The sequence below is a fragment of the Halobacillus aidingensis genome, assembly GCF_900104185.1.
In the GTDB taxonomy this organism is placed as follows: Bacteria; Bacillota; Bacilli; order Bacillales; family Halobacillaceae; genus Halobacillus; species Halobacillus aidingensis.
Window position 1 is genome coordinate 12,369 of record NZ_FNIZ01000003.1, and the last position, 17,783, is coordinate 30,151.

15 protein-coding genes and 1 riboswitch are annotated in these 17,783 nt (G+C 43.3%); of the genes, 13 read left to right on the forward strand and 2 right to left on the reverse strand.

The annotated features are described in order from the left end of the window. The first annotated feature begins 6 nt into the window (after nt 1-6). From BLS23_RS03480 to BLS23_RS03490, 3 genes are all read left to right on the forward strand, one after another. On the forward strand, nt 7-2,982 hold the full coding sequence (locus BLS23_RS03480) for a M14 family metallopeptidase (protein WP_089651151.1): 2,976 nt from the start codon (nt 7-9) through the stop codon (nt 2,980-2,982). Then, nucleotides 2,954-3,559 carry a pyroglutamyl-peptidase I gene (locus tag BLS23_RS03485; RefSeq protein ID WP_089651152.1) on the forward strand — a complete coding sequence of 202 codons (606 nt, stop codon included), beginning with the start codon at nt 2,954-2,956 and terminating at the stop codon, nt 3,557-3,559. Before BLS23_RS03480 ends, BLS23_RS03485 begins: the two co-directional genes overlap by 29 nt. A gap of 188 nt (nt 3,560-3,747) precedes the next feature. Next, nucleotides 3,748-4,197 (forward strand): recombinase family protein, encoded by a 450-nt coding sequence (locus tag BLS23_RS03490; RefSeq protein ID WP_089651153.1) that lies wholly within the window; start codon nt 3,748-3,750, stop codon nt 4,195-4,197. 70 nt (nt 4,198-4,267) lie between these two features. Here the strand turns inward: BLS23_RS03490 and BLS23_RS03495 are convergent, their stop codons facing one another. Then, the gene (locus BLS23_RS03495; protein WP_089651154.1) at nt 4,268-5,683 is read right to left on the reverse strand and encodes an alanine/glycine:cation symporter family protein; all 1,416 of its coding nucleotides are present in this window, start codon (nt 5,681-5,683) and stop codon (nt 4,268-4,270) included. Nucleotides 5,684-5,931: 248 nt separating this feature from the next. Between BLS23_RS03495 and BLS23_RS03500 the strand changes: the two genes are divergently transcribed. The 8 genes from BLS23_RS03500 to BLS23_RS03535 all read left to right on the forward strand — a co-directional run bounded on the left by BLS23_RS03500 (nt 5,932) and on the right by BLS23_RS03535 (nt 13,720). Continuing rightward, nucleotides 5,932-6,225, forward strand: a complete 294-nt coding sequence (locus BLS23_RS03500) for a YrhK family protein (protein ID WP_089651155.1) — start codon at nt 5,932-5,934, stop codon at nt 6,223-6,225. A gap of 328 nt (nt 6,226-6,553) precedes the next feature. After that, entirely contained in the window at nt 6,554-7,573 is a 1,020-nt protein-coding gene (locus tag BLS23_RS03505) for a LacI family DNA-binding transcriptional regulator (protein WP_089651156.1), read from the forward strand. 122 nt (nt 7,574-7,695) lie between these two features. Next, a complete protein-coding gene (locus tag BLS23_RS03510) occupies nt 7,696-8,460 on the forward strand; it encodes a sugar phosphate isomerase/epimerase family protein (protein ID WP_089651157.1) in 765 nt (254 codons plus the stop codon). 25 nt (nt 8,461-8,485) lie between these two features. Then, on the forward strand, nt 8,486-9,754 hold the full coding sequence (locus BLS23_RS03515) for an ABC transporter substrate-binding protein (protein WP_089651158.1): 1,269 nt from the start codon (nt 8,486-8,488) through the stop codon (nt 9,752-9,754). A 45-nt stretch (nt 9,755-9,799) separates the two neighbouring features. Continuing rightward, nucleotides 9,800-10,747, forward strand: a complete 948-nt coding sequence (locus BLS23_RS03520) for a carbohydrate ABC transporter permease (protein ID WP_089651159.1) — start codon at nt 9,800-9,802, stop codon at nt 10,745-10,747. Continuing rightward, a complete protein-coding gene (locus tag BLS23_RS03525; RefSeq protein WP_089651160.1) occupies nt 10,744-11,565 on the forward strand; it encodes a carbohydrate ABC transporter permease in 822 nt (273 codons plus the stop codon). The genes BLS23_RS03520 and BLS23_RS03525 overlap by 4 nt, the downstream gene beginning before the upstream one ends. Nucleotides 11,566-11,583: 18 nt before the next feature. Beyond that, the gene (locus tag BLS23_RS03530; protein WP_089651161.1) at nt 11,584-12,663 is read left to right on the forward strand and encodes a Gfo/Idh/MocA family protein; all 1,080 of its coding nucleotides are present in this window, start codon (nt 11,584-11,586) and stop codon (nt 12,661-12,663) included. A gap of 7 nt (nt 12,664-12,670) precedes the next feature. Continuing rightward, nucleotides 12,671-13,720, forward strand: coding sequence for a Gfo/Idh/MocA family protein (locus BLS23_RS03535; protein ID WP_089651162.1), 1,050 nt, complete (start codon nt 12,671-12,673; stop codon nt 13,718-13,720). A 91-nt stretch (nt 13,721-13,811) separates the two neighbouring features. Here the strand turns inward: BLS23_RS03535 and BLS23_RS03540 are convergent, their stop codons facing one another. Next, complete coding sequence (locus BLS23_RS03540; RefSeq protein WP_089651163.1) at nt 13,812-14,687, reverse strand: 5'-methylthioadenosine/S-adenosylhomocysteine nucleosidase; 876 nt, start codon at nt 14,685-14,687, stop codon at nt 13,812-13,814. Between the two features lie 154 nt (nt 14,688-14,841). Continuing rightward, nucleotides 14,842-14,945, reverse strand: a riboswitch (purine riboswitch). 423 nt (nt 14,946-15,368) lie between these two features. Between BLS23_RS03540 and BLS23_RS03545 the strand changes: the two genes are divergently transcribed. Further along, complete coding sequence (locus BLS23_RS03545) at nt 15,369-16,199, forward strand: MIP/aquaporin family protein (RefSeq protein ID WP_089651164.1); 831 nt, start codon at nt 15,369-15,371, stop codon at nt 16,197-16,199. A gap of 22 nt (nt 16,200-16,221) precedes the next feature. Beyond that, a complete protein-coding gene (gene glpK, locus BLS23_RS03550; protein WP_089651165.1) occupies nt 16,222-17,715 on the forward strand; it encodes a glycerol kinase GlpK in 1,494 nt (497 codons plus the stop codon). Nucleotides 17,716-17,783: the final 68 nt, after the last annotated feature.

Consider the following 17,783-nt stretch of genomic DNA (forward strand, 5'->3'; position numbering starts at 1 on the left):
GATAAAATGAATGATTTAAAAAAACTTTGGGAATCAGGTTATCTCATTGCTGACCAAAATCATGACGGGGTTCCAGACCACATCAACGTCAATCTTCAATTGCCTGAAGGATTCACTCCTTCAGGTCTTGTTGATTTTTGTGCCCGTCTTGGTTTTGAAACCACTGCTTTGACTTTTGACTTTCTAAATGGAAAAGAGAAAGCCTGCTATCAGATGGACTTTGTTAATGATGAGCAGGTAACAGCACTGAAACTTCACCCTGAAATGAAGCAATTATCTTTCCACTATAGGTCTGAGCAGGAATTAAGTCGTTTTCTTCAATTTCTTGCTTGCGAGTGGCCTGTAGCAGGTATTGAGAAAAAACCAGTGGAAGCCATTTACTTCAGTGAGGAAGAATGGTGGGTGGAACAAGGAGAGAGAACTCCTGTTACTTTTCGGAAATCTGTTGAAAATCATCTGAATCAAACAAATGAGATCCAGAGTCTCACAGAGCTTTGGGAATATGATTCCTTTTTTAGTGATTCGACACCCAATCCTACTCAAAAACAATCCTTGTCCATTCATGTAGATAAGAGTATTTCCCAGGAAATTTTCCTCGATATTTGTTACGGGGCAGCCAGAATAGGGATGTCCTCAACAGCTTTACAATTGCCAATGACAAATGTGGAAGAGGCCGGTGTTTTCCTTCAAATCGAGAATCAGAACAAAGGGCAGTCTGAAATCACTTTAGACGGAAATAAAATAAAGGTCCAAGGGAAAGGACGCTCCTTGCGTCATGCTGTCCGGTATTTACTGCACGACAAGCACTGGCGGGAAGGGGGCACGGTTTCGTTTTGGGAACGACCGGATTTGCAATCACCTCCAGAAGAGTATGTCGTTTCAGATTTGAAATGGGAAGGTGAACGCGAAACGGATGTTTGTTTAGATCTTGTCCGAAAATATCATTCAAGTGAATCTGATGAAATGACCATCTTCTTATCCGAACCATTATCTGAAAGAAAGAAAATCAGGAATAAAGTTCAAAGAATGACCGGTGTAGAAAAGGTGAATGTATACTCTTCCTTTAAGCCGATTGTCAGTATAGTGATGGAAGATTGGATGCGAAGTTTAAGGAATGTAGCTTCAGAACTTGGTCACATCAAATTTGTCTGTAAAGAAGAAATGAATGAAGATGGATGTGAGTTACCTATTCGCTGGATCCAGGAGCTTTATCCTTTGGATGAATGGCTTGGAGAAGAACTTTCCTTACATAAAGATGCCGTTACCTTTGAACTTAATGATTCGCAAGAACCTCAGGTTATCATGGAAGTCTATGGTAACAGCGGCGGAGTGATTTTTGAGAAATCGATTCTCGTCCCTATCGATTCTATGAATTATGTCGATGGTAAAAAACGTGTGTATCCTGTTTCAAACGAGATTCGCTGGATGGTAGGGGGCGAAGTATGTAAACAGAAAGCTTTTACCACCGACCGTCAAAACTTTTACCACTTTTATCAGAACCACGTGTTAGGTTCCTTTTTGGATGAATTGAAACTGAATGAAGGTCAGCCATTATTCGACCGAATTGAAATCGATGTTGAAATGAGTGAGCCAGAGGAGAAGCTTCCTGTCGAGCACGAGCGTATTTCTTCATTGGAGGCATTGCATGAAGATCTGTATTTTAATACGCTCCACTTCTTCGATACCCATGGCAAAGATCAGCATTTCCCAGGCGGGGTTTACCCTTTTATGAAAGTCAGGGAAGGGTCGAGACCAAAAGCTCAGATTAAAATTTATCAAACGAAAAACGTTGCATTTGAACAGGGTGCTGTCACCGGTCTCACTTTTCAGGACAGTCATCCCTATCCAACGGAACTCGCTAAGGACATGGATGGTGTGATCAGAACGGAGAATATGCCCGTTCCTCCAAGTTCTATCCATGTGGGTGAACATGTATTAAACAGTGAGAGTGCATCTTTCGCATGGATACCTGAGCAATCTTACAAGGGGAAATGGATTCCCGTTTATGAATGGTACACAGAAACCGATGAAACCTATTTATCTCGGAAGAAACTTTCTGCCTATAAACCCACCATTTTAATAGAAACCGGACACCATGCGAATGAGGTGTCCAGTCGCCCCGCCGTCATTGAACTTATGGATGAATTATCAAAGAGTAGGAGTATCGATTTTTTGAACATTGTGGCGATACCTAATGCCAATCCGGATGGGGATAGCATTCACAAGGAAATGACAAGGGAAAACCCAGAATGGAAGCATCATGCAGCACGGTATAATGCTGTCGGACTGGAGTATGCGGAACATCGATATCAATCTACTCCATTCGGGGAAGCACGAGTTGTTCCTGATCTTATGCATCGCTGGGCCCCTGATGTGGTGATTGATAATCACGGGATTCCAGCTCATGAGTGGATCCAACCATTTGCTGGGTATAACAGTCCTCCTCGTTTTCCGAAATCGTATTGGCTTCCCAATGCTTTGATTTATGGTATTGGAAGAAAATTGCAAGGAGACAGGTATGAAGAACAGCGGGATCTATTGAAACAAATCCAAAATCATATGATGGAAAAGGTCCAAGGAACCCTACTTGAAAAGAAAAACCAGGAATGGATGGAGAGGTATAAAAAGTATGGCCACCAATGGCTTCCTGATATCTTCCCTGTAGAACAAACAGGGTCGTTATTGTTTTTTACATGGGAGACTCCTCCAGACTCTGAATCTCATGTAGCTATTTCGAGGTTTCCAGACTGGGTCAGTGCAGATCTCACTTCTGAAGCCGCCGACGAAACGGTGTATGGGGACGAATTAAAAGTATGTATAGAAGCACAAAAAGTATTTAATCAATCGATCTTAGAAGTAATCTCTGAAAAACAATCGGTATCCAAATATCAAGAAGGTGGATATCACATCATTGAAAGAAAAAGACCTCTAACCATGAAAGGAGAAACAGCAAATGAAGACACTCTTACTCACAGGATTTGAACCATTTCTCGACTTCCCGATTAACCCGACACATCAAATCGTAGAGGAACTGAAAGGGAAAGAGCTGAATGGATATCGGATTGAAGGACGGATTCTTTCCGTCGATTATAACAAGTCCGGCCGTGAAATTTTAGAGCATATCCACGACGTCGAACCGGATGCAGTCATCTCCCTAGGGCTTGCTGCCGGCCGTTACAAAATGACACCTGAGCGAATTGCCATCAACTGTAACGAAAGCAATGAAAAGGATAACGAAGGGAACACACCTGAGGGGGATCCCATCCAAGAAGAAGGACCGGATGGATTGTTTTCTACTCTGCCGATAAAGAGCTTTGTTGAAGTCTTACAATCAAAAGGGTATCCGTCTGAGGTTTCAAATACTGCTGGGACTTACTTATGTAACCATGTGATGTATCAAGCGCTCTATCATTTCCATGTGAACCATCAACAGGTTCCTTCTGGTTTTGTTCATATTCCTGCGTCTCATGAGCTGGCCGTTCAGCACGGGAAACTTCCAAGCTGGTCCCAGACGGATTTGACCGATGCCGTCAAACTTATCATCCAATTGATGCCTTAAGTGTAAGGAAGAGTCTGGTTGAAGACCAGACTCTTTTTTTGAGTATGACTAAGAAACCCCGTGAATCTGTTTGTAGTGAATATGTAAGAGGTTAATGAGGCCATACTAGCATATGAATCCAGCTTGTTGGATGCATATGCTTTTTTGTGCGTCTTTCATTACTATACTGAACGGGATGTGGGCAAGGGATGGAAAATGTTTTCTGCTATTACAGGAAGTCTATTAATTTTGGAAACTCATGGACTCCAGTCGAGCGCATTATCCACCAGGATAAAGTGTTGTTTGATTACTGTTCAGCCAATAACTTGAATGTTACTAAAAGGTTCAGTGATTTGGGATATTTAGGTTCACCATTTCAACGCCTTGAATTGCTGCAAATCAGAAAAATAATAGAAAAACCTAAGAATAAAGCCGATGTACTCCTATTTTATAGTATTGGCGGTTTGAGAACAGAGATGAAATCGAATGCTAAGTTGCTTCTCGAAGTGGTGGACATCTTAGGGAAGGTACATTTTTATAGAGAAGGATTGAGGCTGGATTCCAAGAGGTTTGAACTATACATGAATGGCGCTGGGAAGAGTGAGATAGAGATACAAGGACAAGCCTTGACTCCTCCGACGGATAAGAGGGAAGCGTAATGAAATTCCACATTAGTTTTGACCTATAAGGAAAAACAACCTGCACGGAGACAGGTTGTTTCCATCAATATTAGCTTGCTTTCGAGCGCGTGTAGTGATGCTGATGAATATAGTCATTAAAGTAGTTGTTCGTCTCTTTCACGATCACTTTATAAAGAAGCAATAAAGCGATTAAGTTGGGAATCATCATCAACGCATTCGCCATGTTGGCAAACGCCCAAACAAGGTCAAGCTGCATGACGGCACCCATGAAGGTTGCAGTAATGTAGATGAAACGATATGGAACGATGTAGCGCAAACCTAAGAGGTATTCGAAACATTTTTCTCCGTACATGTACCATCCGACAATCGTTGAAAAGCCGAAGAAAATGACGGAAAAGGCTACGATGTATTCACCTATCGTTCCTAATGCATGCCCGAATGCTGCACTTGTAAGCGCGCCACCGTCGAGGCCAGTCGCATGTTGGACACCTGAGATCGCTCCACCGGACGGATCCCAAAAACCTGTCATGATCAGGACAAGTCCAGTCATTGTACAAACGACGATGGTTACGATGAATGTACCTGTCATGGCAACGAGCGCTTGTTTTACAGGATGATCGGTTTTGGCATTACCAGCAATCAATGCCGCTGTACCTAAACCAGCTTCGTTTGAGAAAATGCCTCGTGAAACACCGCTTCTGACAGCTTCCATGACGACAACACCGGCAAATCCACCAGCGGCAGAAACTGGACTGAATGCGTATTGGAAGATCATTTCAAAAGCAGGGACAATCGCCTCGTAGTTGGCGATGATAATGAATAAAGCCCCGCCAATATACAAAAAGGCCATGATCGGGACAAAAAATCCTGCCACAGTGCTGATCCGTTGAATGCCCCCGAAAATGATCAGGCCCGTCAATATCGCAAGAACAGCTCCTGTGAACCAGCCATTGATATGAAAGCTTTCCGTCATAACATCAGAGATGGTATTGGATTGAACGCTGTTCCCGATTCCTAAAGCGGCAAAGGCACCGAATAACGCAAATGCGACAGCGAGCCATTTCCACTTCTTGCCGATGCCTCGTTCCACATAATACATCGGTCCACCGGAATATTCTCCGTTCTCATTCTTCACTCGATACTTCATTGCAAGGAGGGCTTCGGAGTATTTGGTTGCCATTCCTAACAAGCCGACGATCCACATCCAGAAAATCGCTCCGGGACCGCCAAGCGTCAAAGCTGTCGCGACACCCGCGATATTTCCATTTCCTATTGTCGCTGATAGCGCTGTCATTAAAGTTTTGAAATTACTGATATCCCCTTGGGAGTCCTGGGATGATTCGGTTTTATCTTCTTTCGTAAATGCGAGTTTAAAGGCGTAAAACAGCTTGCTGAACTGCAGCCCCTTTAACATAATGGTCAAAAACAACCCTGTCCCGAATAACAGGACCAAACTGGGTGTTCCCCATAGAACATCATTGATTTGGTTCAATACCTCTAGCATCATTACCCTCCTAATCCTGTTGTAACCGTCTATGTAGGTCGGTCTTTGATAATGTCCATGTTCTACCCTATCATGTTTTCATCCATAAACGTTCGTTGAAAAAACAAAATATAAGCGCTTACATTTGTGTGGGTTGCACAAAACGGAAGAGAAGATTCAAAACGACAGCCATCCATATCCCATTCATACAAAATCAATAGGTTATAAGACGAGCTGGAGGAGGGAATGGGTTTAGAGGAGGTGAGAGGATGTCGAACCAAAATTCAGACAAGGAAAAATACGTAGATCTCCACATAGGGAAACACAATATCTTTTTCAAAAAAACGTACGATATGCTTTATACCATCAATGATGTCTTGATCGGATTCTGGTTTCTGATCGGTAGTATCTTCTTTTACTTCGGACATTTGAAAAACTTTGGTGTCACTCTATTTGTTCTTGCAAGTATTCAAATGCTCATTCGCCCGACGATCCGGCTTGTTCATTACTTTCATATGAAGAAGGTTTACGGAGAGCAATATGACAAAACACACCATTCATAACCACCCATATATGAGAGGTAGTGAAATTAATTTTCAATCAAGCAAGAACGAAATGATGGGTAAGCAGTATCCATTGTTGTCTGACACTATTAGTCCTGGCCTCCTATCACGATAGAAAAGCGTAACATCCCCTTTTGAGCGTGGATGTTGCGCTGTTTTAAAGAGTTTATCATTAAGTGAAAAATGTAATCATAGATAGAATGACTTATTTCTCGAAGTCATTTCATATGAATAAAAAAAAACCACGAAATTGTCTTGCAATTCAGAATTCTATGCTATACACTGAATGTAATCGATTACATTGGTGGTAAGAACAGGAGAATTAGACATGCCGAAGATGAGTGATGTAGCAAAATTAGCAGGTGTTTCAACCGCAACTGTATCGAGGGTTTTACGAAATCCGGATACGGTAACTCCAAGTACGAAGGAGAAAGTGTTGGAAGCTATTAATCAATTGAACTATCAACCGAATATGCTGGCCAGGCATTTTCGAAGAACAGAAACAAACACGATTTTGGTTCTTGTTCCGAACATTAGTAACACCGTTTTCTCTGAAATTGTCGGGGGGATTGAAGAGGAAGCAGCACAAAATGGCTACCGTGTATTGCTTCGTAATACCAATAATCAATTGGAAAATGAATATGCGTCGATTGAACACTTAAAGCAAAGACAGGTCGATGGCATGATTATGCTTTCTCCAAAATTAGATGAGGAAACCTTGATTGAAATCAGCCATCAATACCCGATTGTACTCGCAACAGCGCATTTGGAAACCCCTACGATTCCATTTGTATCCATCGACAACGTAAGAAGCAGTGAAAAAGCAACGGAGCATTTAATACGTCTCGGGCACCGAAGGGTCGCTCATATTTCTGGACCGATGTATTCACTAATTTCTAGAAACCGTTATGAAGGCTATCAAAATGCAATGAAAAACCATGGACTGAATCCGGAAGATAAGTTTGTACGAGAAGGAGAATTTACTTACGAGTCGGGCTATGAACATATGTTGGACCTGCTTTCTCAAAAGGAAGTACCTACCGCAATTTATGCGGCGAGTGATGATATGGCGATTGGTGCGATCAATGCTGCTAATGAGCTTGGGGTGAAGGTTCCTGAAGATCTTGCGGTTGTTGGATTTGACAATATTAAGTTTGCTTCGATGTTCAACCCATCGTTGACGACGATTGCTCAACCCTTACATGGCATGGGACAGCGGTCGATGGAGCTTCTCTTGAAAAAGCTGAATGGGGAAGCGATATCTCAGACGGAGCATGTTCTCCCAGATAAACTAATCATTCGTGATTCTTGCGGGGCTAAGCACAAAGAAAAACTGTTACCTATGTGAAAAAAATTTAAGTAAAAATGTAATCGATTACAAAAATGAGTGAACAGGGAAAGAGGTGGTGTGATGTTAACTATCTCACAAAATGTAATCGATTACATTTATAATAAAAGGAGTGGTTGATGATGACGAACATACCTGTTGCGCTTCAAATGTTTACATTACGAAAAGAGAGTGAGAAGGACTTCAAGGGTGTATTGGAAAAGGTTGCGGACATTGGATTTGATGGGGTGGAATTTGCAGGATATGGAGGTTACCAACCAACCGAACTCAAGAGTCTGATTGATCATTTAGGGATCAAGGCAGCATCCAGTCACATTCCCCTTCCTGCGTTAGAAAATGAATTGGAAAAAGTAATTGAAACTCAAAAGATTCTGGGAAGTAAACACATCGTGTGCCCTCATCTGCCGCCGGAAAGAAGGACAGATGAAGATTACCATCGTCTCGTCTCCATTTTAAATGAAGCAGGACACCGTTCTTCGGAAGAAGGCATCAGCCTGTCCTATCACAACCATGATTTTGAATTACACCCGATGAAAGATGGCCGCACACCGCTGGAATTTCTCCTGTCGGAAACAAATCCTGGATGGGTGAAAGCGGAGTTTGATATTTACTGGTTAACGAAAGCGGATGAGTCTCCTCAAGCATGGTTGGATCAGTTTAAGGGCCGTACACCTCTCGTTCATTTGAAAGACATGACCACAGACGGCGAACAGTTCTTCGCAGAATTAGGCACAGGCGGGGTAGATGTCGAAGGCGTTTTAGAAAAAGGTGCAGCGAACGAAGTGGAATGGTGGGTCGTGGAACAGGACCAGTCGAAAGGATCTGCCTTGGAGAGCATACAAAAGAGTTTTCGCTATCTACAAAGTCAAAACGTTACATCTATTTAATTTCAAGTAAAAAGGAGCGGTTACTTTGAAAAAAATATGTAGTTTGATGATGCTTGGCTTGTTACTCGTATTGGCAGCATGCGGGGGAGATTCCTCAAGCAATGCAGGTGGAAGTGAGAAAAAGGTTCTTGAATTCTGGCATATCGACCCTGGTGAGAAAGAAAAAATCTATGAAGAAGCGGTAGAGAGGTTTGAAGAGAAAAATCCGGATGTCGATGTAAAAGTGTTAAGAATTCCGAATGATGCTTATAAGCAGAAGCTTTCTGTTGCGATGTCTGGTGGAAATCCTCCTGATGTTTTCCATAGCTGGGGTGGCGGATGGTTGAAGCAGTTTGTCGATCAGGACAAAGTGATGGACGTTACGGAAGATATCGAACCATCTAAATTCAATGAACTGGCCCTTGCGAATGGGACATTTGATGACAAGGTTTACGGGCTTCCATTAGGACTCTCTATTGATGTTGTTTTCTATAATAAAGAAATCTTTGAAAAGTACGGTCTGGAAGAGCCGGAAACGTATGAAGAATGGCTGACCATCATTGATACATTGAATGAAAATGAAATTATTCCAATTGCTTTAGCCAACAAGACTAAATGGCCGGGTGCGTATTACCTGATGAACTTCGCAAGTCGGATTGCTGGTCCAGAACTTTTTGACAGCGCTTTCAATCGTGAAGGGAAAGGATTCGATGATGAAGCGTATGTACAAGCAGGAGAGTACATACAGGAAATGGTTAAGAAAGATGCCTTTAATGAAGGATTTAACGGTGTACCTTACGATGAAGGGACAGGCAGACAGCTCTTGTACTCTGGACAGGCAGCCATGATGGACATGACCATCTCCTTCTTGAACAACGTACGTAGTGAAGCCCCTGATTTTGAAGAAAAATTAGATTTCTTCGTCTTCCCGAAAGTTGAAGGCGGCCAAGGGGACCAAACACATGTAGGTGCAGCGACAGGCCCGGTCTGGTCAGCAGCGAAAAACACAGAACACCCTGAACTTGCGAAAGAACTAATGAAAGAATTGACAAGTGAAGAAACCGCGCGCAATTATACGGATCGCACCGGATCACTGACAGCCGTTAGCGGAGTCGTTCCAACCGATGATTTCACAAGCCAGTTCTATGATGTCGTCGAACAGGCAACACATCTGCAAATGCCTTATGATCAGACACTTCCACCGGAACTTGCTGAGCTTCACAAGGATACGACACAGGCAATTTTTGGTTTGGATATGACACCAGAAGAAGCGGCGAAACAGATGGAGGAAAAAGCTCAGGAAGAACTGGAATAAAGGAGGGGGCTTTCCCCTCCTCCTATCAATGGAAGGAGAGATCATGTGCAAACACTTGTGAATAAAATGGCGCGATCACGAACGATGTCGAAGTCAAAGACCAAAAGTACGAACGTCAAGTTCAGAGATGCGCTTACCATCCTGCTTTTCATTGCTCCTGCTTTCATCGTTTATGCGGTGTACGTTCTTTATCCGATTTTCTCCACGTTCCGGTATAGTCTTCATGCGTGGGATGGAATGAGTGAGATGACGTTTGTGGGCTTCGCCAATTACATTCAACTGTTTCAGGATGCAGTTTTTTGGACTTCATTAACCAATAATGCCTGGGTCGTGATCGTATCAGTTTTTGTACAAATTCCCTTAGGACTTTTAATGGCATTAATGTTATTTGCCCCGATCAAAGGCATTCGTTTTATGAGCAGTGTTTACTTTTTCCCTTTTCTCATGTCAACGGTCGCAATCGGACTGTTATGGGTGCTCATGTATGATCCGATCAACGGAATCATCAATCAATTGGTCACGCTCTTAGGCTTTGAAAGTGTCTCCTGGTTAAGTCAGGCAGATACCGCTATGTTTGCCGTTTTGCTTGTTGTTGTCTGGCAGTTCGCCCCTTTCTATATGATTCTATTTAAAGCTGCGATTGTCGGCATTCCGGAAGAATTGTATGAAGCAGCGAAAATGGATGGAGCGAATGCGTTGACGAAATTCATTCATATTACTTTACCTATGCTCATGCCTACCATCGTAAGCTCATCGATTCTAGCGATCGTTGGATCATTAAAAGCTTTTGATATCTTCTATATCATGACGGGCGGCGGGCCAAACCACGGCACGGAATTAATGGGAACATATATGTTCAAACAGGCCTTTATCAATTTCAATATGGGCTATGCAAGCGCCATCGCTTTCCTGATGTTCTTTATCGCTTTAGTCGTCACGATCATCATTCAAATGCTGGACTTTTATCGTAAAAAGAGAGGAGCGTATTCATGACAGCTACATTTAAGAAAATCCCCCTGTATGTAATTGCATTGCTGCTGCTCGTTTTCACTGGTTTCCCTTTTCTTTACATGTTGTCGACAGCTTTGAAAGATCAGTCAAGCTTTTTTGAGGCCCCTTTCTCTTTCTTTACGTCATTTAACCTTGAAAATTTCGCCTCGGTTTTTGAAATGGGGTTAACCCGCTACTTTTTCAATAGTATCTTAATCAGCTTCCTTGCAGTCATCATAGTCATGTTTATCGCTTCCCTTGCCAGTTACCCGCTAAGCCGTATGAAATTCAAATTTAACCGTGTGTTATTTCTGATTTTCATCTCTGGGATGATGCTGCCGATTCATGCAACATTGATCCCTATATTCAAACTTACGGAAAACATTGGTCTCTACGATACATTGTGGGCTCTGCTTGGTCCATACATTGCCTTTAGTTTACCGATCTCCATCTTTATTTTGACGCAGTTCATGCAGGAGATTCCAAAGTCGCTCGAAGAAGCAGCAAAGATGGATGGATGTACACATTTCGGTGTATTCTGGCGGGTCATTCTTCCGATGCTGACTCCCGCTCTGATGACCGTGTTGATCTATAACTTCATCCACTTATGGAATGAATTCATTTTTGCTTTAGTGCTCATCTCCAGTCCTGAAAGTATGACTCTTCCCCTTGGGCTCCAGGATTTCAGAGGCGAATTTTCCGTCAACATCCCAGGTCTCATGGCAGCGTTAACACTTGCCAGCCTGCCAATCCTTATGATTTATCTTTTCTCCCAGGAAAAAGTGGTTAAAGGACTGGCGGGAGGAGCAGTAAAAGAATAGAAAAGAGAGGTGTCTTTAGTGAAACCCCTGAACATTGGTGTCGTCGGGTGCGGTCACATCAGCGATATCTATTTTAAAAATAGCGCGATCCATTCAACTTTCAATATTGTCGCATGTGCCGACCTTGACGATAAACTAGCTGAAAAGAAAGCAGATCTCTATCACATTTCAAACGTTTCCGTTGAAGAAATGATGAGCCGGCCGGATATCGACCTGATCGTCAACTTAACTCCACCAGCGGCTCATGCGGAAGTCACATTAAATGCTTTAAACCATAACAAACATGTGTACAGTGAAAAACCTTTGGCTGTCGATTTAGAAGACGGTCGCAAAATCATAGAGTTGGCAGAAGAGAAAAACTTACAAGTGGGTGTAGCGCCGGATACTTTCCTTGGTGCAGGCATCCAAACATGCCAGGACTTGATTACAGAAGGTGCAATTGGAACACCAACAGCAGGGTCTGCGTTTTTGCTTAAACTAGGTCCTGAAAGCTGGCACGAAAACCCGGAGTTCTTTTATCAAAAAGGCGGAGGTCCTCTCTTCGATATGGGCCCCTATTATTTAACAACTCTTGTTCAATTGCTGGGTCCGATCCAATCCGTCATGGCGATTGCTAAAACGAACCCAGCAGAAAGAAGAATACTTACAGGCTCCAAAAAGGGAACCAAGCTGAATGTGGAGACCCCGACGCATTACTCCGGGATCTTACAATTTGAAAAAGGTCCTGTAGTTACGATGACGATGAGTTTTGACGTCCCAGCAACAGATACTCCTCTGATTGAGATTTATGGAGAGACAGGGACGTTGAAAGTGCCGGATCCTAACACCTTTGGTGGTCCTGTATTTATGAAGAAGAAGGATGACGAGCAATGGACAGAGGTCGAATTAACCCATCCGTTTTCCGAGAACAGTAGAGGGTTGGGCATCGCTGAAATGGTAGACGCGATTCAGCACCAAACGTCATTTAAAGTGAATGGAAGACAGGCCCTGCATGTGTTGGAAGCGATGCACGCCTTCCACGCATCCTCAGAATCGGGGAAACAAATTCAATTACAAAGCTCTGGAATGCTATCAACATTACTCGAAACGAAAGGATGATAATCGTATGGGAAATTTTAAAGTAGGTGTCATTGGTTGTGGAAGTATTGCGCAGAAACGCCATTTACCTGAATACCAGGCAAACGAGAATGTAGAAATTGTGGCGGTTTGTGATGTAGTTGAAAGTAGAGCAGAAGAAATGGCGCAAAAATATGGAGCCAAAGCATACACCGACTATAAAGAAGTGTTGAAACTGGAAGAAGTCGATGCGATTAGCGTCTGTCTGCCGAACTATTTACACGCCTCAGTTACCATAGATGCATTGAACGAAGGTAAACACGTACTTTGTGAAAAACCAATGGCGGTATCTTTAGAAGAAGCTCAGGCTATGAACCATGCTGCCGAATGGAATCAGAAAACCTTGATGATCGCTCACAATCAACGTTTTGTTTCCTCCCACCAAAAGGCGAAAACTATCATTGAAAACGGCAACCTAGGCAACATTTACAGCTTCCGAACGACTTTTGGACACGGTGGACCTGAAAACTGGAGCATTGACGGCGCGTCCAGCTGGTTTTTTGATAAAGAGAAAGCCTTCGTCGGAGCAATGGGTGACCTCGGCGTACATAAAGCGGATCTCATCCGTTATTTGTTAGGAGACGTATCTGAAATAGGGGCCTTCGTCCAAACCTCTGCCAAAGAAAACACAGACGTTGATGACAATGCTGTCTGCATTTTGAAAATGGATTCAGGTTTGATCGGTACTTTAACAGCGAGTTGGTCTTACGTCTCAGGCAATGATAACTCTACCGTAATCTATGGAGAAAAGGGTATGATGGAGCTGGAAAACGATCCAGATTACTCGCTGAAAGTCACCTATAAAAATGGAGAAAGCGTCCATTATAGCTTGGATAAGATTCAAACGAATGAAGCAGGTGGACAAACGACTACTCATGTGATTGATCACTTTGTTGAATCAGTACTAAATGAACGCCCTCCATTGATTACTGGGGAGGAAGGGATGAAGTCATTGCAGGTGATTTTGTCCGCTTTGGAGGCGAATGAAACGAAGCAGATGATAAAAGTGTCTAGTGGGAATGTTTCATTCAGTACCTGAACCACCCTTTAAGTGGAATTGAGAGAGGGGTTTACTGGTGTAATATGAACAAAGCGCAACCCACTTGATAGGTTGCGCTTTACTTGTTTATTTAGTTTTTCTTAGAAATATACTTTTTCACAACTTCATAGACATAGTCCTGGTTCGCTTCCGCCGTGTCTGGATTATATTCTCCATCATTCGTTTTATTATTGGATAAAATGCGAACGCCTAGGTAAGGTACATCATAAGCTTTGGCAATCTGTGCGCCAGCGGCTCCTTCCATCTCTTCAACAGAAGTTCCGAAGTTTTCATGGAACCATTGGATGCGGTCGACTTCATTGTTCCAGACGTCTGCAGAACCAATTGTACCCTCTACGACTTTTCCTTCTTCGTGAGTATTCTTGACGGCTTTTGCTGCTTTCAGCAATACCTTGTCTCCTTCAAAATAACGGATGTTTTCCGCATCAGGGTCTTCACCGGCACTGCCTTCTGATGCCATAAGGTCCATTGGAATCCACTCTTTAGGGGCAATGCCTTCTCCATCTTCTCTATGTCCTGTTTTTAGTGACCCAATGTTGACGGTTCTTTCTCCTAAGACGATATCAAACACATGCAAATCAGGATCGTGACCGCCGGATGTTCCTTGGTTGATGATGGCAGCCGGGTCGAATTTTTCTATAGCGATCGCTGTAGCGGCGGCTGTATTTTCCATGCCTTTACCTGTTTTCATGACAATCACAGGATAATCATCGACTTTCCCTTTATAAAAAACAAAGTTTCCGGATGTTTCTTCTTCTACATCCTCAAGCTTTGCTGCGAAATTTTCTGCTTCAATAGGCATCGGGCCCTGGATAAGGATCGGTTGCTTTTCCTGTTCGTTTTCTTCAGCAGATGCTTCACTCTCAGTAGAATTCTGGCACCCTGTCAGGAAAGAAAAGAATAGAGTGATAAATAGTAAGAATGCGCTGGTACGAATGTTTTTCATGAGTAGCTCTCCCTTGATGTAGTACTCAATCACATCGGTGTACTTCATTTCTCCCAAATAAAAAAGCCTGAAAAGGAGATGTTCTACCTTTCAGACTACAAAAAGTCAAAGCATGAGTTAGCGGCATCGCTAAAAATGGCTGCTTCTGTCCCGCAGCTTTATTGCTTTAACTCGTAGTCTGGTTCTTTCAATGGGAACCAGGTAGAGACGCTCAGACCTTATTACTGAGAATATACGAGTACGATATGTAATTGGCTATGTTGCTACTATAACAAACACAATTGAAATGAACAAGAATAAAATGAACATTATATTAATTTCAGTCAATAACGTTCGTGTTTATTGGTTGTTCAGGAGGATTTTAATTGGTTTTGGAATAATCTCTATGGTATACACGGATGGAGGGTGTAGAGTTTGCTGGGAGAGACTCGTATCCTCTGCCGGAAAATCACCTTCTTTAAGGTGGCAATTCTGTGAGCTGCAGTACTCCTATATGAAAGCGATTTAAAAATATTGATTGACACCGCTTACATAGGTGTGTACAATCAAAGATACAAGTTAAAGATGTGACGGAGATATGGAGACTCACACGGAAACCGGACGTTTATCGTTCGGATATTCAGTGTGGGTCTCTTTTTTTTCGTTCCAATCTTACTAGAAAATAATAAAGGAGTTTTCTATATGTCAGCATTTGTTGCAGAGCTGATTGGCACGATGATTTTGATCATCTTTGGTGGCGGCGTTGTCGGTGGTGTTGTATTGAAGAATTCAAAAGCCGAAGGGTCCGGCTGGATCGTCATTACGATTGCCTGGGGGCTTGCCGTTACGATGGGTGTTTATGCTGTAGGTGGATTTTCCGGAGCACATCTCAACCCGGCGGTTACCTTAGGTTTTGCCTCTATTGGTGATTTTCCGTGGTCGAAGGTTCCGCTTTATATTACGGCCCAGATGATTGGAGCGTTCATCGGAGCAGGCATTGTTTTTCTTAACTACCTGCCACACTGGAGAGCGACAGAAGACAAAGGTGCTAAACTTGCCGTATTTTCTACAGACCCGGCGATTCGCAGTCCTTTTTCGAACTTAGTCACAGAAATGATTGGAACATTCGTTCTGGTAATGGGATTGTTATTTATTGGTGCGAATGAATTTACAGAAGGACTGAATCCACTCATCGTCGGGGCTCTCATTGTAGCCATCGGGATGTCCATTGGTGGAACAACCGGTTATGCGATTAACCCGGCACGTGATTTAGGGCCTAGGATCGCCCACGCTTTACTTCCGATTCCCGGAAAAGGCGATTCAGACTGGGGTTATGCCTGGATTCCTGTCGTCGGTCCAGCAGTGGGAGGAATCTACGGAGCCCTCTTTTATCAGGCGATATTCATGCAGGAATTTTCCGTAGCCTTTTGGATTTTATCGATTGTTATTGGAATCGTTATCATAGGAGCAGCAGCTTCAGAATTGAAAAAAGAACAAACCTATAGTGAGAAGTTAGAAGAAAAAATCAGTTAATTCTTATAAGGAGATGATAGATATGCAAAACCAGTACATTCTTTCCATTGATCAGGGGACAACGAGTTCACGGGCGATTCTTTTCGATAAAGCTGGAAAAATCGTCGAAACCGCACAAAAAGAATTCGAACAATTTTTTCCGAAGCCGGGCTGGGTGGAACACGATGCGAATGAAATATGGACATCCGTGTTAGCGTGTATCGCTGATGTGTTAAGAAAATCAGATGTGAGTGCCAATCAAATTGCAGGGATCGGCATTACCAATCAACGTGAAACAGCCGTGGTATGGGATAAGAACACAGGGAAGCCGATTCACAAAGCTGTTGTCTGGCAATCCCGTCAGACGGAAGACATTTGTAAAGAGCTGCGAGCAGCTGGTCACAATGACCTTTTCCGTGAAAAAACCGGTTTGCTGTTAGATCCATATTTCTCTGGAACAAAGGTAAAATGGATGTTAGACAACGTTGAAGGAGCAAGAGAGAAGGCAGAGAATGGGGATCTTTTATTCGGAACGATTGATACATGGCTTGTGTACAAGCTTTCTGGAGGTAAAGCTCATATCACGGACTACTCCAACGCCTCCCGTACGTTGATGTACAACATTTATGACTTGAAGTGGGATGAAGAACTTCTGGACATCCTAGGTGTCCCAGCGTCCATGCTTCCAGAAGTGAAACCATCATCGGAAATTTATGCTCATACCGTTGATTATCATTTCTTCGGCCAGGAAGTACCGATTGCAGGAATTGCTGGTGACCAGCAGGCTGCTCTATTCGGACAGGGTTGTTTTGAAAAAGGTATGGCGAAAAACACATATGGCACAGGCTGCTTTATGTTGATGAACACAGGTGAAGAAGGTGTCGCTTCTGAACACGGTCTTTTGACAACGCTTGCGTGGGGCATTGATGGAAAAGTGGAATATGCGCTCGAAGGCAGCATCTTTGTAGCGGGATCTGCGATTCAATGGCTGCGCGACGGATTGCATATGATTGAAAGCGCTCCGGAAACAGAAGCGCTGGCGACAGCCGTAGAATCTTCGGACGGTGTATATATGGTCCCTGCTTTTGTAGGGCTCGGAACACCGTACTGGGATAGCGATGCCAGAGGTGCCATGTTCGGACTGACTCGTGGAACGACCAAGGAGCACTTCGTCCGCGCGACATTGGAATCTCTCGCTTATCAAACGAAAGATGTGCTGGATGCGATGATTGCAGACTCAGAAATAGATTTGAAAGCGCTTCGTGTCGACGGTGGAGCTGTTAAAAACAACTTCCTGATGCAGTTCCAAAGTGATATCCTCGGCGTACCGGTCGAGCGTCCCGTCGTCCAGGAAACCACCGCGCTCGGTGCAGCCTTTTTGGCAGGTCTTGCGGTCGGGTATTGGAAAGATAAAGAAGAAATTAAGCAGCAGTCTGAAAATGACCGTACGTTTACGGTGGAAATGAGTGAAGAAGAACAGCAAAGCCTTTACAAAGGCTGGCAGAAAGCTGTTGAAGCAACAAGACAGTTTAAATGATTGTATTAAAGCGCAGGGAGACGGGCTTTCGTTCCCCTGCGCTTTTTTTGTTTCCTATATATATCTCT